Raw genomic sequence first — 18,329 nt, 5'->3', positions numbered from 1 at the left:
CGGGCGCATGTGCCCAATGACCTCATGCACGCAGAGTAATCCCACGATCACCCGTCCAGCCATGGCGGTTCCCCAAACGCCACCATTCGCCACCCCTTCGCATGAACGCACGGTGGCGACTCCGCGATTCACTTGGCACGACCCGTGTAGGAGTCGTTGCAGTGGTGCGCACTGGGGCGTGCGCCGTCCGCCGCACCACCCGGGATGCTTCCTGGCGCCGTCTGAAACGCGCGGCACTGGGGAGGGGGAGTACATGGGAGCACGGAGCGTCACGCCGCACGTCCGCAGCGTCACCGCCGGTGCGTCGACCCGTTGGAGGGGGCATGGGCTTCACGATCGGCAGCAGTCGGGGCATGCGCGAGCTCAGGTCCGGTGCGCGCCGCCGCGGTCGCTCCCCGGAGTGCACGGCCGTGGCCGAGTACACCGGGCTGTGGGGCTGGGACGTGGTGCCGGGCGCCCGGACCGCCGGCGGGGCGTGCTCCTGCGGGCACCGGGACTGCCCGGCGCCGGGCGCGCATCCGCTGGACTTCGCACCGGAGATCCCCGCCGGGTCCAAGCTGGACCGGGTGGCCGAGGCGTGGGGCGCGTTCCCGGGGGCCGCGGTGATGCTGCCGGTCGGCAGGGCCTTCGACGTGATCGAGGTGGCGGAGCCGGCCGGGCGCCGGGCGCTGGCCAGACTGGAGCGGATGGGCCTGCCGGTCGGGCCGGTGACGGTGACGCCCGAGGGCCGCGCCCACTTCTTCGCCGCCCCGGGCACCGCCGCCGAGCTGTCCCCGTCGCTGTACCGGATGGGCTGGGACCTCCCGTCCACCCTCGACCTGCGCGGTCTCGGCCCGGGTACGTACATCACCGCCCCGCCCTCCGACCGCGGCGGCCGGGGACCGGTCCGCTGGCTGCGCCCGCCGACCCTCGACGCGGCGGCGCGGCCTCCGGTGCCCCGGCTGCTGCTGGGCACGCTGGCGTACGTGGCGCATCGGTCACGGGCGTAGCGGTGGTCCCCCGGCGGACGCGGGCGTCGCCGCCTCCGCCGGCCCGGCCCGGCGGGACACCCGCCCGGGAGACGGCCTCGCACCCGCCGGTGAGAACGGAGCGGCGCCCGTCCCCCGAGGGGGCGGGCGCCGCTCCGTGCGCGCGGGAGCCGGCGTCAGTCGCCGATCAGCGCGTCCACGAACGCCCCCGGTTCGAACGGCGCCAGGTCGTCCGCGCCCTCGCCGAGGCCGATCAGCTTGACCGGCACCCCCAGCTCGCGCTGGACGGCGACCACGATGCCGCCCTTGGCGGTGCCGTCCAGCTTGGTCAGCACGATGCCGGTGATGTCGACGACCTCGGCGAAGACCCGGGCCTGGATCAGACCGTTCTGGCCGGTGGTGGCGTCGAGCACGAGCAGTACCTCGTCGAGCGGGGCGTGCTTCTCCACCACGCGCTTGACCTTGCCCAGCTCGTCCATGAGGCCGGTCTTGGTGTGCAGCCGGCCGGCGGTGTCGATGAGGACGACGTCCGCGCCGATCTCCTTGCCCTCCTTGACCGCGTCGAAGGCGACGGAGGCCGGGTCGCCGCCCTCGGGGCCGCGCACGGTGTGGGCGCCGACCCGCTCGCCCCAGGTCTGCAACTGGTCGGCGGCGGCGGCCCGGAAGGTGTCGGCGGCGCCCAGCACCACGCTGCGGCCGTCGGCGACCAGGACCCGGGCGAGCTTGCCGGTGGTGGTGGTCTTGCCGGTGCCGTTGACGCCGACGACCATGACGATGCCGGGCTTGCTGGTGGCGGGCTCGGTCTTGACCTCGCGGTCCAGCTCGGGGCCGAGCAGCGTGATCAGCTCCTCGCGCAGCAGCCCCCGCAGCTCCTCGGGGGTGCGGGTACCGAGCACCCGGACGCGCTCGCGCAGCCGTTCGACCAGTTCCTGGGTGGGCTGCACGCCGACGTCGGCGGTGAGCAGGGTGTCCTCGATCTCCTCCCAGGTGTCCTCGTCGAGGTGCTCCCGGGAGAGCAGCGTGAGCAGGCCCTTGCCGAGCGCGTTCTGCGAACGGGAGAGGCGGGCGCGGAGCCGGACCAGCCGGCCGGCGGTGGGCTCGGGGACCTCCAGAGGAGGCACCTGGAGCTCTTCGACGACGGGCGGTTCCTCGGCCGTGACGGTGCCACCGTCCGGGAGGTCGACCTCCTCTATCGTCCGGCGCGTTTCGTCGCGCGGCGTCTCGGCCTCGTCGCCGACGTGCGGCTCGGCCGGAGGGGCGGTGATGTCGGGCGCGGAGGGCGGCGGCGGGGGCAGGTGCTTCTTGCGGCGACTGCCGACGACGAGCCCGCCGAGCGCGCCGATCACGACCACGGCGATGACTACAGCAAGGATGAGGATGTCCATAACCCGTCCAGTATCAGTCATGAGCCGTCGGCACACCCCGTTCGCGGTGTCCGCCGGAGGACGGGAGCCGCGCGACGGGCGGCACGAGCCCGGGGGCGGAGGGCCGGGACGCCGGAGACGATCGCCGGGACGGCCTGGGACGCGGACGCCCGGGGCCCCCGCGACCTGGGCGGACCCGCCCGGGTGGCGGCGGAGAGACGTACTGCCCGGCTCGTCGGGCGAGCCGGGCAGTACGCCGGGGGTGTCGAGGAGCGGGCAGCGGGGACTTGGCCCGGCTCCTCGAGTTCGGGTGCCTCCGCGGGGCGGAGGCTCAGCCCATCTCCTCCAGGGCCTTGCCCTTCGTCTCCTTCACGAACTTCAGGACGAACGGGATGGAGAGCGCGGCGAAGATCGTGTAGATCACGTAGGTGCCGGAGAGGTTCCAGTCGGCCAGCGACGGGAAGCTCGCGGTGATGGCCCAGTTGGCGATCCACTGCGCGGACGCGGCCACGCCGAGCGCGGCGGCGCGCAGCCGGTTGGGGAACATCTCGCCGAGGAAGACCCAGACGATGACACCCCAGGACAGGGCGAAGAAGAGGACGAACATGTGGGCGGCGATCAGCGCGACCCAGCCCTGGGTGGTGGGCAGCTTGCCGTCGACGAGGTGGGCGGAGAACGCCCAGGCCTCCAGCGCCAGGCCGATGACCATGCCGACCGAGCCGATGATGGCGAGCGGCTTGCGGCCGACCCGGTCCACGAAGATCATCGCGATCACGGTGCCGATGATGTTGATGATCGACGTGGTGAACGAGTAGAGGAAGGAGTCCGTCGGGTCGACGCCGACCGACTGCCACAGCGTCGAGGAGTAGTAGAACGCGACGTTGATGCCGACGAACTGCTGGAACACCGACAGGCCGATGCCGATCCAGACGATCGGCTTGAAGAAGAAGCCGCCGCCGAGCAGGTCCTTGAAGCTGGACTTCTCCTCGCGGTGCATCGCCGTCTCGATCTCGGTGACGCGGGCGTCGAGGTCGATCTTGTTGCCCTCGACCTCTTCGAGGATCTGGCGGGCGCGGTCGTGCTTGCCGATGGAGATCAGGAAGCGCGGGGACTCGGGGATGGCGAAGGAGAGCAGCCCGTAGAGGATGGCCGGGACGACCATGACGCCGAGCATGACCTGCCAGGCTTCCAGGCCCATGATCTTGCCGCGCTGGTCGCCGTCGGCGGCGTTCAGCAGGCCCCAGTTGACCAACTGGGACACGGCGATGCCGACGACGATCGCGGCCTGCTGGAAGGAGCCGAGCCGGCCGCGGTAGGCGGGCGGGGAGACCTCGGCGATGTAGGCGGGGCCGATGACCGAGGCCATGCCGATGGCGAAACCGCCGATGACACGCCACATGGCGAGGTCCCACAGCGCGAAGGGCAGGGCCGAGCCGATGGCGCTGACGGTGAAGAGAACGGCGGCGATCTGCATGCAGCGGATGCGGCCGATGCGGTCGGCGATCCGGCCGGCGGTCGCCGCGCCGATGGCACAGCCGATCAGCGCGATCGCGATGACCTGGGCCAATACCGCGGAACCGACGTCGTAGCGGTCCCGGATGGCCTCGACGGCGCCGTTGATGACGGAGCTGTCGTAGCCGAAGAGGAAACCGCCCATCGCGGCCGCCGCCGCGATGAAGATGACGTGCCCGAGATGATCGGGATGAGCCGTTCTGGCTCCTGACTTGGGTGCCTCAGCAGTGCTGGTCACGTGTACTCCTCGGGCCACCGGCAACGCTGCCGGGTAGTTCGCCTTCGAGGTCCGCCTGAAAGGTACCTGAAGGTAAAAGCAACGTTGCAGAGACTATGCCTTCAAGTTTCGAAGTCAATAGGGCGAAAGCTGTGACGTACGAGACGTTTCACGGCGGAGAGGTGGGCGAAGTGTGTTCAAGTCTTGAACTTGTCGGGCCCTAGCGGAGCCGCTGGCTGATCACCTTGGACACGCCGTCACCCTGCATGGACACGCCGTACAGCGCGTCGGCGATCTCCATGGTCCGCTTCTGGTGCGTGATCACGATGAGCTGGGACGCCTCCTGCAGCTCCCGCATGATGCGGATCAGCCGTTGCAGGTTGGTGTCGTCCAGCGCCGCCTCGACCTCGTCCATCACGTAGAACGGACTGGGCCGCGCCTTGAAGATCGACACCAGCAGCGCCACCGCGGTCAGCGACCGCTCCCCGCCGGACAGCAGCGACAGCCGCTTGACCTTCTTGCCCGGCGGCCGGGCCTCGACGTCCACGCCCGTGGTGAGCATGTTGCCGGGGTCGGTCAGCACGAGACGGCCCTCGCCGCCCGGGAAGAGGCGGCCGAACACGCCCTCGAACTCGCGGGCGGTGTCGCGGTACGCCTCGGTGAACACCTGTTCCACACGCTCGTCGACCTCCTTCACCACCTGGAGCAGGTCGGCGCGGGTCTTGCGCAGATCCGCCAGTTGCTCGCTGAGGAACTGATGCCGCTCCTCCAGCGCCGCGAACTCCTCCAGCGCCAGCGGATTGACCTTGCCGAGCTGCTGGTAGGCCCGCTCGGCGGCCCTCAGCCGCTTCTCCTGCTCCGCCCGCACGAAGGGCCTGGGCCGGTTGCGCGGGTCGTCCGGATCGTCCGGCAGCTCCTCTCCCTCGGCGGGGGGCGAGGGCGGCACCGACCGGTGCGGTCCGTACTCCGCCACGAGTCCCGCCGGTTCCACACCGAGTTCCTCCAGCGCCTTGGCTTCGAGCTGCTCGATCCGCAGCCGTTTCTCGGCGCCGAGTACCTCGCCCCGGTGGACTGAATCCGTGAGTTTGTCGAGTTCCGCCTTGAGGTCGCGTCCGGCGGTGCGGGCCGCGGCCAGTTCCTGTTCGCGCCGGGCCTTGGCGGCCTCGGCGGCGGTGCGCTCGGCGTCGGCGCGGGCCAGGGAGACCTCGACGTGCGCGAGCAGTTGGCGGGCGCCCGAGGCGACGGCCCCGGCGACGGCCGCCTCGTGGCGCAGCCTGGCCCGCCGGCGTTCGGCACGCGTGCGTGCCTCACGTTCCGCGCGGGCGGCGCGGTCCAGGGAGTCGGCCCGTCCGGCGAGCCCCTTGACCCGCTCCTCGTGCGTACGGGCCTGGAGACGGGCCTCCATCTCGGTCTGCCGGGCGTTGGCGCCGTCGGCGGCGAGCCGGTCGCGCCGGGCGGTGTCGGGTTCCTCCTCGACCGGCAGCTCCTCGGCGACGGCGAGCCGCTCGGCCAGCTCCTCGGCCTCCGTCAGCGCCCGGTCCAGCGCCTCCTGCGCCCGCGCCGCGGCGGCGGCCGACCGCTCGGCCTCGCCGGCCGCGCCCCGCGCCTGCCCGGCGAGCCGCCCGAGCCGCTGGGCGACGGCCGACTTCTCCCGGTCGGCCGCCCGGCGCCGCTCCCCCAGGCGCTCCACCAGGTCCGCGCACTCCCGGCGCCGCTCGGCGGCCGCCTCCTGCCGTGCCGCCAGCTCCTCGCACCGCACGTCCAGCTCGGCCAGCTCGGCGGCGGCCTGGTCCACGGACGCCTGGACCTCCATCAGGCTGGGCGCCCCGGCGGAGCCGCCCTGCGCGTAGTGCGCGCCGAGCAGATCGCCCTCGGCGGTCACCGCGGTCACGGCGGGCCGGGCGTACACCAGTTCCTCGGCGTCCTCCAGGGTCTCCACGACGACCACCCCGCGCAGCAGCCGCCGCACCGCGGGCATCAGCTCCGCCGGCCCGCGCACCAGCTCTGCGGCGTACGGGGGCCCGTCCGTCCCGCCTTCGGGGGGTACGTCGTCGGGGGCGCCGGCGAGCAGCAGCGCGGCCCGTCCGGCGTCCTGCTTGCGCAGCAGGCGGATGGCGTCGGCGGCGGCGGAGGGGGAGGTCACGGCGAGCGCGTCGGCGGCGGCGCCGAACGCGGCGGCGAGCGGCACCTCGTAGCCGGGCGTCACGGTGAGCAGCCCGGCCGCCGGGCCGAGCAGCCCGGTGAGCCGGTCGCGGGCGGCGAGCAGCGCGCCGGTGCCGTCCTTGCGGCGCAGGCCCAGGGCGAGGGCGTCGTGCCGGGCCCGGGTGGCGGCGCGGGCGCGCTCGGCCGCGGTGAGGGCCTCGCGGGCGTCGGTGAGGCCGGTCTCGGCGTCGGCGAGCCGCCGTCTGGCGTCCTCGTGCCGCTCGGCGAGTTCGTGGTCGTCGGCGTCGAGGCCGTCGACCTCGGCCTGGAGGGTCTCGTACTCCTCCTGGGCGGCGGCGGCGCGTTCCTGGGCCTCGTCGCGGGCTTCGGCCAGGCGTTCGATCTCGGCCTGGGCGGCGGCGGCCCGGGAGCGGGCGGCGCCGACCTGGCCGGCCAGCCTCGCCAGGCCCTCGCGCCGGTCGGCGATGGCACGGGCGACGTCCTTGAGGCGGCGTTCCTCCTCGGCGAGTTCGCGCTCCAGTTCGGCGCGGTGGGCGACAGTGTCCTCCAGGGCGCGTTGGGCGGCCTCCAGGGCGGCCGTCAGTTCGGCCTCCTGTTCGCGGACCCGGGCGGCCTCGCGCTCCATGTCCTCGGGGTCGCGGCCCCGCCGCTCCTCCGGGGGCGCCGAGGTGGCGCTCTTGACGCGGGCCTCGGCCAGGGAGATGGTGCCGCGCACCCGTTCGGCCGACTGGGACAGCTCGTACCAGGTCTGCTGGGCGCGCTGGAGGCGCGGGGTGAGCCGGCGGACCTCGTCCTCCAGGTCCGCCTCCCGGCGCAGCGCCCTGCTCAGCTCCTGTTCGGCGGCCTCCTTGCGTTCCTTCAGGGCGGCCTCGTCGGCGATCTCGGCCTGGAGCGCCTCGCGCAGGCGGACCAGGTCGTCGGCGAGGAGGCGGAGCCGGGCGTCGCGCAGGTCGGCCTGGATGACGGCGGCCCGGCGCGCGACGGCGGCCTGGCGGCCGAGCGGTTTGAGCTGGCGGCGCAGTTCGTCGGTCAGGTCCTGCACGCGTGCGAGGTTGGCCTGCATCGCGTCGAGTTTCCGCAGCGCCTTCTCCTTGCGCTTGCGGTGCTTGAGGACGCCGGCCGCCTCCTCGATGAAGGCGCGGCGGCCCATGGGGTCGGCGTGCAGCACGGAGTCGAGCTGGCCCTGGCCGACGATGACGTGCATCTCGCGGCCGATGCCGGAGTCGGAGAGCAGTTCCTGGATGTCGAGCAGCCGGCAGGTGTCGCCGTTGATCTGGTATTCGCTGCCGCCGTTGCGGAACATGATCCGCGTGATGGTGACCTCGGCGTACTCGATGGGCAGCGCCCCGTCGGAGTTGTCGATGGTCAGCGACACCTCGGCCCGGCCGAGCGGCGGGCGGCCGGTGGTGCCGGCGAAGATGACGTCCTCCATCTTGCCGCCGCGCAGCGACTTGGCGCCCTGCTCGCCCATGACCCAGCTCAGCGCGTCCACCACGTTGGACTTCCCCGAGCCGTTCGGGCCGACGACGCAGGTGATGCCCGGTTCGAAGCGGAGGGTGGTCGCCGAGGCGAACGACTTGAACCCGCGCAGGGTCAGGGCCTTCAGGTGCACGCCGCCGGACTCTACCCGCCGGTGCCGTCTCACTCCATGAACCCCTGGACCCCCGCGGTTTCACGGGTGAACGCGCAGGGCACACCAGACGTTAAGACACTGAAAGGATGCGCGGGGCAAGGGACCGGGCGCGGGGCGCGGGCTGACGAGGGCGGGAAAGAAAGAAGGGACGCCGGAGGCGTCCCTTGCAACTCTGAGCAACCGAGCGGCTGTACAGGCAGCCCGACCATTGCTGCTCGCGGGGAGCGACGCAGTGATCAGGTCAGCGCAGGCTCCGCCTGGTGTGCGTCAACGCTCTCCATGATCCTGTCGTGAGAAGCGGCAGCCGCCAGCTCGTCGTTCTCCGCCTGAATCCGTACGAGCTCGGATTCCAGGTCCTGGACACGCTGCTGGAGCCGTCGCATCTCGGCGAGGAGTCGAGGGTCGGAGCCGCCGACGTAACCGAGAAGCGCCTTTGCCATGATGGATGGTCCTCCACAATGAGTGACCGACCGATGCGGTGTGGGTCGTGAGGGATTCGCACCCGTGGTGCTTGGCATTCTTGAGTTTTTGCTGCCGTTCAACCATGCCAAACAGCTAAGGTGCGCGGGGCTTTCAGCGTCTCACCAAAAAGTTTGACGGTCAACACGATCACGCCCCGTATTGGCGGCCGGCCCGGGGCGCGCGGCCTGCGAGCGGCGGCGCGGCGACTTCACGGGCCCGTCGGGGCGGGCTGATCAACCTGTTGCCGGGAGCCTGCCACGAGCCGCCGTTCTTGGCAACCACCTGCTCGTTTCTGTTTTCGCCGGGGTCCGGCGGGCCGTCGCGCGGGCCCCGGCGGGGACGTCGGCGGGGTGGGGTCAGCGGATGGCGAAGCCCTCGTAGCCGCCGCGGGGTGTGTCCCAGATCTCGGTGACGCCGTCCACGCGGCCGGGCGTGTCGTCGCCGCGGAGCCAGCCGAGCAGTTCCTCGCAGCGCTCCCGGGGGCCCTCCGCGACCACTTGGACGCGTCCGTCGCCGAGATTGAGAGCAAAACCACTCAGACGTCCCAGTTCCAGTGCCCGCGCCCGGGTGAACCAGCGGAAACCCACACCCTGGACGCGTCCGCGCACCCAGGCGACCAGCCGTACTTCCTCGCTCATGACGGCAACCTAACCGGCGGATGTCCCTGCGGGCACTTCCGCCCCTGGTGTCATGCGGTACCGTCCCCACCCAATGAATCTCATATGAAACTCACTCGATCGTGTGGGTTTCGGTCGATCGCGAGGACGAGTCGACGACCCGAGGGACGAGGAAGGCCAGCACATGGGACGCCATCGACGCTCCGCCGCCGGCCGCGCCGCCACGGGCCGCGCCGCGGGGGGCGCGCAACAGCCCGGCCCCGGCGCCCGGCGCCACGACGGCCGGCAGCACTCGTATCCGGAGAGCCACCCCACGGGAGACCGCACCACGGGAGACCGCCCCACGGGGGACCGCGCCACGGGAGACCGTCCTGCGGGAGACAGCCCCGCGCGGGGCGTCGCGCCGTACCTGGACCCCGGGGCGTACGCCGAGGCGCGGGCGCGCAGCGATGCCTACCTGTACGGCGCGGACGGCTCCGCCGAGGCCGGTGTGCCGACGGTGAGCCGGACCGTGGACTTCCCCGGTGCCGGTTTCACCGAGGCGCCGCGCCGGCCGGGCTCGCACCGCCGGCGGAAGAAGAGGGCCGCGGCCCCGGTCCGTACCGGTCTGCTCGGGATCTCCGCCGCCGTGGCCCTCGGCACCATCGCGGTGGCGACCGGCCTGGTGCCCGGCCTCGACGGCTACCGGATCGGCGGGGACGGCACGGGCAGCGGAAGCGTGCGGTCCGCCGACTCGCCGAGCAACACCCCGGGCGAGCAGGGCGGCGCCGCCGACAGCCCCGAGAGCGGCGCGACCGGCCCCGCCACCGGACGTACGTCCTCCCCGTCGTCCCCGGCCGGGTCCCCCTCCAAGGCGTCGTCGTCGCCGACCCGCACCCCGTCCAAGGAGAAGGACGGCGGGAAGGGGAAGCCCGAGCAGCCGAAGAAGCCGAAGACGACCCCGGGCGGCAAGCAGGAGCCGGGCACCTCCCCCTCGCGGGCCGCGACCGAGCAGCCCGCCGCTCCCCCGGCGGCCGCCTCCGGGCAGGCCACTTCCGCCGAGGCCGAGGTCCTGCGCCTGGTCAACGAGGAGCGCGCCAAGGCCGGCTGCACCCCGGTCACCGCCGACGGCGCGCTGGCCGAACTGGCGGAGTCCTTCAGCCGGGCCATGGCCGCGCAGGGCTTCTTCGACCACACCGACCCCAGCGGCGCCACCCCCTGGGACCGCGCCGAGGCCGCCGGGATAAGCAATCTGGGCGGCGAGAACATAGCGCGCGGCCAGGCGGACGCCCAGGCCGTGATGGACGCCTGGATGAACAGCGAGGGCCACCGCGCCAACATCCTGAACTGCGACTTCACCACCCTGGGGGTCGGCGTGCAGTTCGGCTCGGGCGGGCCTTGGTGGACGCAGGACTTCGGCTACTAGCCGCGCTTACCGCCGGTTAGCGCTCGCTGCCGGGTGGCGCTGTGCTCGCGTACGCTGGAGGCATGGTGACCACGCAGGAGGAGCGGGACCTCCCCTATGACGTCTTCTCCCGGGCGTGCCCCTCGCGCGGCACGCTGGAGCACGTCACGGGACGCTGGGGCGCGCTGACGCTGGGGGCCCTGTACGAGGGGTCGTTCCGGTTCAACGAGCTGCGGCGCCGGGTGGACGGCGTCAGCGAGAAGATGCTCTCCCAGACGCTGCACGCCCTGGAGCGCGACGGCCTGGTGCACCGCGAGGCCCAGCCGACCAATCCGCCCCGCGTCGACTACGAGCTGACGCCGCTCGGCCGCGAGGTCGCCGGTCGGCTGATCGCCCTCATCGAGTATCTGGAGGGCAGCATGGACGAGGTCCTGGCCGCCCGCGGACGCTACGACGGCCGCGCTTCCCAGGCCGCGGGGCGCGGCGGGCGCTGGCACTTGGGGCAGTAGTAGCTGGACCGGTTCATCCAGGGGCGGCGGCGCATCGGGGTGGCGCAGCGGCGGCAGGGGAGGTTCTCCCGGCCGTAGGCGTTCAGGGTGCGTTCGAAGTAGCCGGACTCCCCGTTGACGTTGACGTAGAGGCTGTCGAAGCTGGTGCCGCCGACGGCGAGGGCCTCGTTCATCACGTCCCGGACATGGCCGAGGAGTTCCAGGGTGCGGGGGCGGGTGAAGGCGGCCGTGGGGCGGTCGTAGTGCAGCCGGGAGCGCCAGAGCGCCTCGTCGGCGTAGATGTTGCCGACGCCGCTGATCAGGGACTGGTCGAGCAGGGCCCGTTTGATGGTGGTGCGCTTGCGGCGCAGCGCCAGGTGGAACGCCTCGTCGTCGAAGAGCGGGTCGAGCGGGTCGCGGGCGATGTGCGCGATGACGTCGGGCAGCCCGCCGGGGCCGGTGTCGTGCAGCGACAGGCCGCCGAAGGTGCGCTGGTCGACGAAGCGCAGCTCGGTGCCGAGGGCGTCGGCGAACCGGACCCGGACCCGCAGGTGCTTCTCGGCGGGGACCTCGTGGAGCTGGACCAGCAACTGGCCGCTCATGCCGAGGTGGGCGAGGATCGCCTGGTCGGTGTCCTCCAGCGGCAGCCACAGGTACTTGCCCCGGCGGCTGGGCACGCCGACGCGGTGGCCCTTGAGCCGCAGGGCGAAGTCGTCGGCGCCGGCGAGATGGCGGCGTACCGCGCGGGGGTGCAGGACCTCGGCGTCGGCGATCGTCCGGTGGGCGACCCACCGGTCGAGACCGCGCCGGACGACCTCGACCTCGGGCAACTCGGGCATGGACTCCCCCACTGCGGATCGTTGGGGCACTGCGGGTGGGTGGACGAGCCGAGCGCCCGCCCGGGTGTCGGGCGGGCGCTCGGCCGCGCTGTCCCGGTCGGGCTCAGGCGGAGGGCGACGGGGCGTCGGCGCTCTCGGCGGGGGCCTGCTCGGCCCCCGCGTCGGCGCTCTCGGCGGGGGCCTGCTCGGCCTCCGCCTCGGCGCTCCGGGCCGCCGCCGCGGCGCGCTCGTCCGCCGCGGCGCGGATGGACCGCCACGCGGATTCGGCGGCCTGCTGCTCCGCCTCCTTCTTGCTGCGGCCGGTGCCGGTGCCGTACGAGACGCCTCCGACGCGGGCGGCAGCAGTGAAGGTCTTCTCATGATCGGGGCCGGTCTCCGTGACCAGGTACTCGGGGACGCCGAGCCCTTCGGTCGCGGTCAGCTCCTGGAGGCTGGTCTTCCAGTCCAGGCCGGCACCGAGGTTGGAGGATTTCTCGATCAGGGGGTCGAACAGGCGGTGCACCAGCTCCGCCGCCGAGTCCAGGCCCTGGTCGAGGTAGACCGCGCCGATCACCGCTTCGAGGGTGTCGGCGAGGATGGACGCCTTGTCCCGGCCGCCCGTGCCCTCTTCACCCCGGCCGAGCCGGATGAAGGAGCCCAGGTCGAGCCCGCGGCCGACCTCCGCCAACGCACGCGAGTTGACCACCGCGGCCCGCAGCTTGGCCAGTTGGCCTTCGGGCAGGTCGGGGTGGGTGCGGTACAGCGTGTCCGTGACGACGAGGCCGAGCACGGAGTCCCCGAGGAACTCCAGCCGCTCGTTCGTCGGCAGACCGCCGTTCTCGTACGCGTAGGAACGGTGGGTCAGCGCGCGCACCAGAAGGGCGGACTCGAGCTGGTAGCCGAGCCGCCCTTCCAGAAGCGTGTGGGACGAGGCCTGGTGGTCCGCTGAGTTCTTCTTCGGCGTGGACACAGTGCCTCTCACCAGCCGCTCAGACCTCGAGGACCTGGCGCTTGTTGTAGGTGCCGCACGACGGGCACGCGATGTGCTGCTGCTTGGGCTCGTGGCAGCGCTCGCACGCAACCAGGGTGGGGACCGCAGCCTTCCACTGCGACCGGCGGTGGCGCGTGTTGCTGCGCGACATCTTCCGCTTCGGAACAGCCACGGCTACTTCTCCTGCTTCTCGTCGACGCCCGATTCAGCGGCGCCGCTCATCTCGTCCTTCTCGCCGTCTCCGAGTGAACCGGCGAGTCCCTGCAAAGCCGCCCAACGGATGTCGACGGCGTCATGGTGGTGGTCCGGGTCGTCCGCGAGGCGCACGCCGCACTCGGCGCACAGCCCCGGACAGTCTTCCTGGCACACCGGCTGCATCGGCAGGGCTAGCACCACCGCGTCACGCAGCACTGGTTCGAGGTCGAACAGGCCGTCCTCGAGAAGGAGCCTGTCCTCGTCTTCCTCGGCGTCGTCGGCCGGTTCCGCCTTGGGGCGGCCCCGGTCGTCGGCGTCAGGGTACGAGAACATCTCCTGGAAGTCCGCTTCGAGCTGCTGCTCGACCGGCTCCAGACACCTTACGCACTCCCCCTCGGCCGTGGCACGGGCGGTGCCTGTGACGAGCACCCCTTCCATGACGGACTCGAGCCGCAGCTCCAGCTCGACCGGGGCGCCTTCCGGCACTCCGATGACTCCCGCGATACCGAGGTCCCGGGGAGCGTCGACCGTGCGGGTCAGGCGCTGGAGCGCACCGGGCCGCCGCCCCAGCTCGTGCGTGTCGAACACGAGAGGGTCACGGTGGTCGAGGCGGGCGTTCAGAGCCATTCCTGCTTTCGGTCTTTCCGAGCTGAGAGGGACGCCGCCCCGCGGTGTGACGGGCAGCGTGGATCGCGGACGTACGCGCGACCGAACAGCCAGGATACTGGACCTTTCGCTGTCGGCCCAATCCGGACTCAGTGCCCCTGTTCGTAGCGCTGCTGTTCGTACTGCCGCAGTTGCTCGGCGCTGATCATGCTGGTGTCGAAGAGGCTGGTCTCGTCCAGGGCCGGCGGCTGCGGGGAGTGCCGCGGCGGCTCGGGGTAGCCCTGCTGGGCGTCGTACGCAGGCTGCTCGGCGTCGTAGCCCTGGTAGGTGGCGTAGGGGTCGGCCTGCTGGTAGCCGTAGGCGTCCTGCTGGGCGTACTGCTGCTGGTAGCCGTAGGGGTCGGCGGCGGGCGCGGCGGCCGGCGGCGGCGGATACCCGTAGGCGTCCTGGGTCTCGTACGGCTCGGGGGCCTCGTACGGCTCCGGCGTCTCGTACGGCTCCCGGGCCTCGTACGACTGCTGCGCCGGGACCGCCGGGCGGGGCTGCCCACCGGCGGGGGCGGCGGCGAGTTCCGCGAGGCCGGCGAGGTAGTCGGCGTCGCTGGAGTGCTGGACGGTGCTGGTGTCGTCGGCGAGGGCGCCGAGGTCGTCGCTGGCGATCCGGCCGTGCAGCTTCTCGCGGCCCCGGCCGACGGCGTCCAGGGTCTTGGCGAGGACCGCCTCGAAGGCGCCGAGCTTGGCGTCGACGTAGGCGTCGGCGGTGCGGCGCAGGGTCTCGGGGTCGTGGCTGCGCTCGGGGGCGTCCTCGTCCTCGTAGCCCTCCGCGTCGACGCCGGGTCCGGTGCCGAGCAGCTTCTCGCGGCCGCGGCCGACCGAGCCGAGGGTCTTGGTGAGGACGACCTCGAAGTTGGCGAGCTTGGAGTCGACGTACTCGTCGGCCTCGGCGCGGATCTCCTCGGCCTCCTGGCGGGCCTCGCCGAGGATGCGGTCGGCCTCGGCCCGGGAGCGGCGGGCGACCTCGGTGTCGGAGATCAGTGAGCCGCGCTCGGCGTGCGCGGACTCGATGATCCGCTCGGCCTCCTGGCGGGCCTCGGCCACCATCTGCTCCCGGTCGCCGATGACCTCCCGGGCCTGGGCGAGGGAGTCGGGCAGCGCGGCGCGCACCTCTTCCAGCAGGGCGAGCAGATCGGCGCGGTTGATCACGCACGAGGCCGACATGGGCATGGCGCGGGCGCCGGAGACCATCGCGGTGATCTCGTCGAGCTTCTTCTGCACGTCCACCGTGTGCTCGCCACTTCCTGCTGCTGTGTTGAAGACGGTCGGGACGACTGTACGGCCCCCGGGTGCCGGTGGGACACCGGGTGACGGTCAGTCAGTTCCCGTGCGGCGGGCGGGGCCGGGTCAGTCCTTCTTCAGGCGCTCGGCGAGGGCGTCGAGGACCACCGGGGGCACCAGGTGGGCGATGTCGCCGCCCCAGGTGGCGACCTCCTTGACCAGGGAGGAGGAGAGGAAGCTGTAGGTGGGGTTGGTGGGGATGAAGAGGGTCTCCACGCCCGAGAGGCCGTTGTTCATCTGGGCCATCTGGAGTTCGTAGTCGAAGTCGCTGACGGCGCGGAGGCCCTTGACGATGGCCGGGATCTCGCGCTGCTTGCAGAAGTCGACGAGCAGGCCGTGGAAGGACTCCACGCGGACGTTCCCGTAGTCGGCGGTGACCTGGCGGATGAGGTCGATCCGCTCCTCGATCCCGAACAGGCCCTTCTTGGCCTGGTTGATCATCACCGCGACGTAGACCTCGTCGTAGAGCCTGGAGGCACGGGCGATGATGTCGAGGTGTCCGTTGGTGATCGGGTCGAACGACCCGGGACAGACGGCGCGGCGCACTTGTGATCCCTCGCTCTCCGGTCCGGTCATCGTGCGTCTTCGCACGTAGAGGCGGCGCGACCGTACCAAAACGTACCCTCGCCGTAGCGACGGGCCCGGATCGCGTCGAAACCGTCCGGCCATCTGAATTCGCCGCCTCTGGTGCTGCGCTCCACGGTGACGAGGGCTTCGGCCGCGAGCCAGCCCTGGGTGCGGAGTGTGAGCAGGATCTCCCGAAGATCGTGATCCGTGACCGCGTACGGCGGATCGAGGAAGACCAGGTCGTACGGGGCGTCCGGGGGGGTCTGGACGATCTGCTGGGCCTTGCCGGCCCGCACCTCGGCGCCGGGCAGGCCGAGGTTCCTGACGTTCTCCCGGACGGTGCGGGCCGCTCGGGCGTCGGCCTCGACCAGGAGGGTGTGGCCGGCGCCCCGGGAGAGCGCCTCCAGGCCGACGGCGCCGGAGCCGGCGTACAGGTCGAGGACGCGTTCGCCGTCCAGGGGGCCGCCGAGGAGGGACTGCCAGGTGGAGAAGAGTCCTTCCCGGGCGCGGTCGGAGGTGGGGCGGGTGCCGTGCCCCGGGGGGACGGCGAGGCGGCGTCCGCCGGCCGCGCCGGCGATCACGCGGGTCATCAGGGGTTCCTCTTCGTGGACGGCTTTGTGTTCAGTGTGGCTGGTCGCGCTCGCACGGCGGTAGCCGCGCGGCGCGTACGGCCCCGCGCCCCCGGGTGGGGGTGTCCTCAGCCCTTCTCCAGGTACTGCTCCCTCTCCTCGTCCAGGAGGGCGTCCAGGGCCGTGCGGAGGCCGGGGAGGGTGGCGAGGGCCGGGTCGGCGGCCACCAGGGCCGCCGCCTCCGCTCTCGCCTCGGCGATGATCTCCTCGTCCTCGATGACCTCCAGGACGCGCAGGGAGGAGCGGGCGCCGGACTGGGCCTGGCCGAGGACGTCGCCCTCGCGGCGCTGTTCGAGGTCGATACGGGAGAGTTCGAAACCGTCGAGGGTGGCGGCGACGGCGGCGAGCCGCTGCCGGGCGGGGCTCGCCTCGGGCATCTCGGTGACCAGCAGGCACAGGCCGGGGGCGGAGCCGCGGCCGACCCGGCCGCGCAACTGGTGGAGCTGGGAGACGCCGAAGCGGTCGGCGTCCATGATGACCATCGCCGTGGCGTTCGGCACGTTGACCCCGACCTCGATGACCGTGGTGGCGACCAGGACGTCGGTGTCGCCGGCGGCGAAGCGGCGCATCACGGCGTCCTTGTCGTCGGGCTGCATCCTGCCGTGCAGGACCTCGACCGTGAGACCGCTCAAGGGGCCCTTGGCGAGCTGCTCGGCGATGTCCAGGACGGCCAGCGGCGGGCGCTTGTCGGCCCCTTCCGGCGGGGCGTCGCCCTTCTTCTTGGCGGACTCGTCCTCGTCGCCGATGCGGGGGCAGACCACGTACGCCTGGTGGCCGGCCTCGACCTCCTCGCGGACCCGCTCCCAGGCGCGGGCCAGGAAGTGCGGCTTGTCGGCGGCCGGGACGACATGGCTGGCGATCGGGGACCGGCCCGCCGGCAACTGGTCCAGGACGGAGGTCTCCAGGTCGCCGAAGACGGTCATGGCGACCGTGCGCGGGATGGGCGTCGCCGTCATGACGAGCAGGTGCGGGGGCTGCTTGCCCTTGCCCCGCAGGGCGTCGCGCTGCTCCACGCCGAAGCGGTGCTGCTCGTCCACCACGACCAGGCCCAGATCGTGGAACCGCACCTTGTCCTCGATCAGCGCGTGGGTGCCGATGACGATGCCGGCCTCGCCGGTGGCCAGGTCGAGCAGGGCCTGGCGGCGGGCGGCGGCGCCCATGGAGCCGGTGAGCAGCACGACCTTGGTGCCGTGCTCGGAGCCGCCGAGCAGCCCGCCCTCGGCCAGCTCGCCCATCATCTCGGTGACCGAGCGGTGGTGCTGCTGGGCGAGGACCTCGGTGGGCGCCAGCATCGCGGCCTGGCCGCCGGCGTCGACGACGGCGAGCATGGCGCGCAGGGCGACCAGGGTCTTGCCGCTGCCGACCTCGCCCTGGAGCAGCCGGTGCATGGGGTGGTCGGTGGCGAGGTCGTCGAAGATCTCCCGGGAGACCTTGCGCTGGCCCTCGGTGAGGGTGAAGGGCAGGCGGTCGTCGAAGGCGGTCAGCAGGCCGTCGGCCGCGGGCCTGCGGGGCACGGCGGGGAGCTGGGTCTCGGCGTGGCGGCGGCGGGCCAGGGCGACCTGGAGGACGAACGCCTCGTCCCACTTCAGCCGGGCGCGGGCGTCCTCGATGTCGGCCCGGGTGTGCGGGCGGTGGATCTTGAGCAGGGCCTCGGGGAGGGAGACCAGTGCGCGGCCCTCGCGCAGCGGGTCCGGCAGCGGGTCGACGGCCTCCTGGGCGGTGGGCAGCACCGTCTGGATCGCCTTGCCGATCTTCCAGGACTCCAGCTTGGCGGTGGCCGGGTAGAGCGGGATCAGCGCGCCGGCCCAGCTCTCGACGGTCTCCTCGGTGTCGCCGCGCAGCAACTCGTACGCCGGGTGGGCCAGTTGCAGCTTGCGGTTGAAGACGGAGACCTTGCCGGCGAACATCGCGCGGGTGCCCGGCAGGAGGTCCTTGTGGGGCTTGTGGACGCCGTTGCCGAAGAAGACGAGCTGGAGGCGGCCGCTGCCGTCGGTGATGGTCACCTCCAGGCGCTGGCCCTTGCCGCGCGGGGCCTTGGCCGAGGCGAAGGTGTGCAGCCGGGCGTCGGCGACCTGGGCGACCACCGTGACGTGCTCGTCCATGGGGAGGTCGGCGAGGTGGGTGAGCTGCCCGCGCTCCTCGTATCTGCGCGGGTAGTGGTGGAGGAGGTCGCCGACCGTGTGCAGGCCGAGGTGCTCGGCCATCACCTTCGCGGTGGCGGGGCCGAGCACCGACTTCAGCGGCTGTCGCAGGGGTTCTCGCAGTGCGGGCACGGCATCCATTGCACACCACGCCACTGACATCCTCGTATACGAGGTGCGAAACCCCTGGTGAGACGGGTGGTTCCGGACGTAGGATGACGCGCCTCGCGGCTCCCTCAG

The 18,329-nt window shown here is 72.5% G+C and carries 16 protein-coding genes; 3 read left to right on the top strand and 13 right to left on the bottom strand.

Annotation, left to right across the window (positions count from 1 at the left end):
* Window positions 1–323 precede the first annotated feature (323 nt).
* Entirely contained in the window at window positions 324–989 is a 666-nt protein-coding gene (locus tag ACFY32_RS21115) for a bifunctional DNA primase/polymerase (RefSeq protein WP_359193524.1), read from the top strand.
* A 155-nt stretch (window positions 990–1,144) separates the two neighbouring features.
* On the opposite strand, the gene ftsY is transcribed toward ACFY32_RS21115, so the two are convergent.
* The 5 genes from ftsY to ACFY32_RS21090 form a co-directional block, all read right to left on the bottom strand.
* The gene (ftsY, locus tag ACFY32_RS21110; RefSeq protein WP_359193527.1) at window positions 1,145–2,353 is read right to left on the bottom strand and encodes a signal recognition particle-docking protein FtsY; all 1,209 of its coding nucleotides are present in this window, start codon (window positions 2,351–2,353) and stop codon (window positions 1,145–1,147) included.
* 310 nt (window positions 2,354–2,663) lie between these two features.
* Complete coding sequence (locus ACFY32_RS21105) at window positions 2,664–4,082, bottom strand: sugar porter family MFS transporter (RefSeq protein WP_359193530.1); 1,419 nt, start codon at window positions 4,080–4,082, stop codon at window positions 2,664–2,666.
* Between the two features lie 199 nt (window positions 4,083–4,281).
* Entirely contained in the window at window positions 4,282–7,836 is a 3,555-nt protein-coding gene (smc, locus tag ACFY32_RS21100; RefSeq protein ID WP_359193533.1) for a chromosome segregation protein SMC, read from the bottom strand.
* Window positions 7,837–8,093: 257 nt separating this feature from the next.
* Window positions 8,094–8,297, bottom strand: coding sequence for a hypothetical protein (locus ACFY32_RS21095; RefSeq protein ID WP_004924871.1), 204 nt, complete (start codon window positions 8,295–8,297; stop codon window positions 8,094–8,096).
* A gap of 378 nt (window positions 8,298–8,675) precedes the next feature.
* A complete protein-coding gene (locus ACFY32_RS21090; RefSeq protein WP_359193537.1) occupies window positions 8,676–8,957 on the bottom strand; it encodes an acylphosphatase in 282 nt (93 codons plus the stop codon).
* A gap of 163 nt (window positions 8,958–9,120) precedes the next feature.
* On the opposite strand from ACFY32_RS21090, the gene ACFY32_RS21085 reads away from it, so the two are divergent.
* Together ACFY32_RS21085 and ACFY32_RS21080 are read left to right on the top strand one after the other, a co-directional pair.
* Window positions 9,121–10,341, top strand: a complete 1,221-nt coding sequence (locus ACFY32_RS21085; protein WP_390674942.1) for a CAP domain-containing protein — start codon at window positions 9,121–9,123, stop codon at window positions 10,339–10,341.
* Window positions 10,342–10,403: 62 nt separating this feature from the next.
* Complete coding sequence (locus ACFY32_RS21080; RefSeq protein ID WP_359193543.1) at window positions 10,404–10,829, top strand: helix-turn-helix domain-containing protein; 426 nt, start codon at window positions 10,404–10,406, stop codon at window positions 10,827–10,829.
* Here the strand turns inward: ACFY32_RS21080 and mutM are convergent.
* The 8 genes from mutM to recG form a co-directional block, all read right to left on the bottom strand.
* Window positions 10,769–11,647 (bottom strand): bifunctional DNA-formamidopyrimidine glycosylase/DNA-(apurinic or apyrimidinic site) lyase, encoded by an 879-nt coding sequence (gene mutM, locus ACFY32_RS21075; RefSeq protein WP_359193546.1) that lies wholly within the window; start codon window positions 11,645–11,647, stop codon window positions 10,769–10,771. The two genes, ACFY32_RS21080 and mutM, sit on opposite strands and share 61 nt — an antisense overlap.
* A gap of 103 nt (window positions 11,648–11,750) precedes the next feature.
* Window positions 11,751–12,608: a ribonuclease III gene (gene rnc, locus ACFY32_RS21070; RefSeq protein WP_390674941.1), complete on the bottom strand. Its 858-nt coding sequence runs from the start codon at window positions 12,606–12,608 to the stop codon at window positions 11,751–11,753.
* 7 nt (window positions 12,609–12,615) lie between these two features.
* Window positions 12,616–12,789 (bottom strand): 50S ribosomal protein L32, encoded by a 174-nt coding sequence (gene rpmF / locus ACFY32_RS21065; RefSeq protein ID WP_003951102.1) that lies wholly within the window; start codon window positions 12,787–12,789, stop codon window positions 12,616–12,618.
* Between the two features lie 2 nt (window positions 12,790–12,791).
* A complete protein-coding gene (locus ACFY32_RS21060) occupies window positions 12,792–13,439 on the bottom strand; it encodes a YceD family protein (protein ID WP_359193549.1) in 648 nt (215 codons plus the stop codon).
* A gap of 128 nt (window positions 13,440–13,567) precedes the next feature.
* Window positions 13,568–14,698 carry a cell division initiation protein gene (locus ACFY32_RS21055; protein ID WP_359193552.1) on the bottom strand — a complete coding sequence of 377 codons (1,131 nt, stop codon included), beginning with the start codon at window positions 14,696–14,698 and terminating at the stop codon, window positions 13,568–13,570.
* 120 nt (window positions 14,699–14,818) lie between these two features.
* Window positions 14,819–15,298 carry a pantetheine-phosphate adenylyltransferase gene (gene coaD / locus ACFY32_RS21050; RefSeq protein ID WP_359193901.1) on the bottom strand — a complete coding sequence of 160 codons (480 nt, stop codon included), beginning with the start codon at window positions 15,296–15,298 and terminating at the stop codon, window positions 14,819–14,821.
* A gap of 26 nt (window positions 15,299–15,324) precedes the next feature.
* A complete protein-coding gene (rsmD, locus tag ACFY32_RS21045) occupies window positions 15,325–15,909 on the bottom strand; it encodes a 16S rRNA (guanine(966)-N(2))-methyltransferase RsmD (protein WP_359193554.1) in 585 nt (194 codons plus the stop codon).
* 107 nt (window positions 15,910–16,016) lie between these two features.
* On the bottom strand, window positions 16,017–18,230 hold the full coding sequence (gene recG / locus ACFY32_RS21040; protein ID WP_359193557.1) for an ATP-dependent DNA helicase RecG: 2,214 nt from the start codon (window positions 18,228–18,230) through the stop codon (window positions 16,017–16,019).
* Window positions 18,231–18,329: the final 99 nt, after the last annotated feature.

It is taken from the genome of Streptomyces sp. NPDC000134 (assembly GCF_042899225.1).
Classification (GTDB): domain Bacteria; phylum Actinomycetota; class Actinomycetes; order Streptomycetales; family Streptomycetaceae; genus Streptomyces.
The sequence above is the reverse complement of the archived record's forward strand: the minus strand, read 5'-3'. Positions and strand labels throughout refer to the sequence as shown.

Coding starts and splice junctions, on each gene's coding strand:
- ACFY32_RS21115 (WP_359193524.1), top strand. CDS start 324: ATGGGCTTCACGATCGGCAGCAGTCGGGGCATGCGCGAGCTCAGGTCC.
- ftsY (WP_359193527.1), bottom strand. CDS start 2,353: ATGGACATCCTCATCCTTGCTGTAGTCATCGCCGTGGTCGTGATCGGC.
- ACFY32_RS21095 (WP_004924871.1), bottom strand. CDS start 8,297: ATGGCAAAGGCGCTTCTCGGTTACGTCGGCGGCTCCGACCCTCGACTC.
- ACFY32_RS21090 (WP_359193537.1), bottom strand. CDS start 8,957: ATGAGCGAGGAAGTACGGCTGGTCGCCTGGGTGCGCGGACGCGTCCAG.
- ACFY32_RS21085 (WP_390674942.1), top strand. CDS start 9,121: ATGGGACGCCATCGACGCTCCGCCGCCGGCCGCGCCGCCACGGGCCGC.
- ACFY32_RS21080 (WP_359193543.1), top strand. CDS start 10,404: ATGGTGACCACGCAGGAGGAGCGGGACCTCCCCTATGACGTCTTCTCC.
- mutM (WP_359193546.1), bottom strand. CDS start 11,647: ATGCCCGAGTTGCCCGAGGTCGAGGTCGTCCGGCGCGGTCTCGACCGG.
- ACFY32_RS21060 (WP_359193549.1), bottom strand. CDS start 13,439: ATGGCTCTGAACGCCCGCCTCGACCACCGTGACCCTCTCGTGTTCGAC.
- rsmD (WP_359193554.1), bottom strand. CDS start 15,909: ATGACCCGCGTGATCGCCGGCGCGGCCGGCGGACGCCGCCTCGCCGTC.
- recG (WP_359193557.1), bottom strand. CDS start 18,230: ATGGATGCCGTGCCCGCACTGCGAGAACCCCTGCGACAGCCGCTGAAG.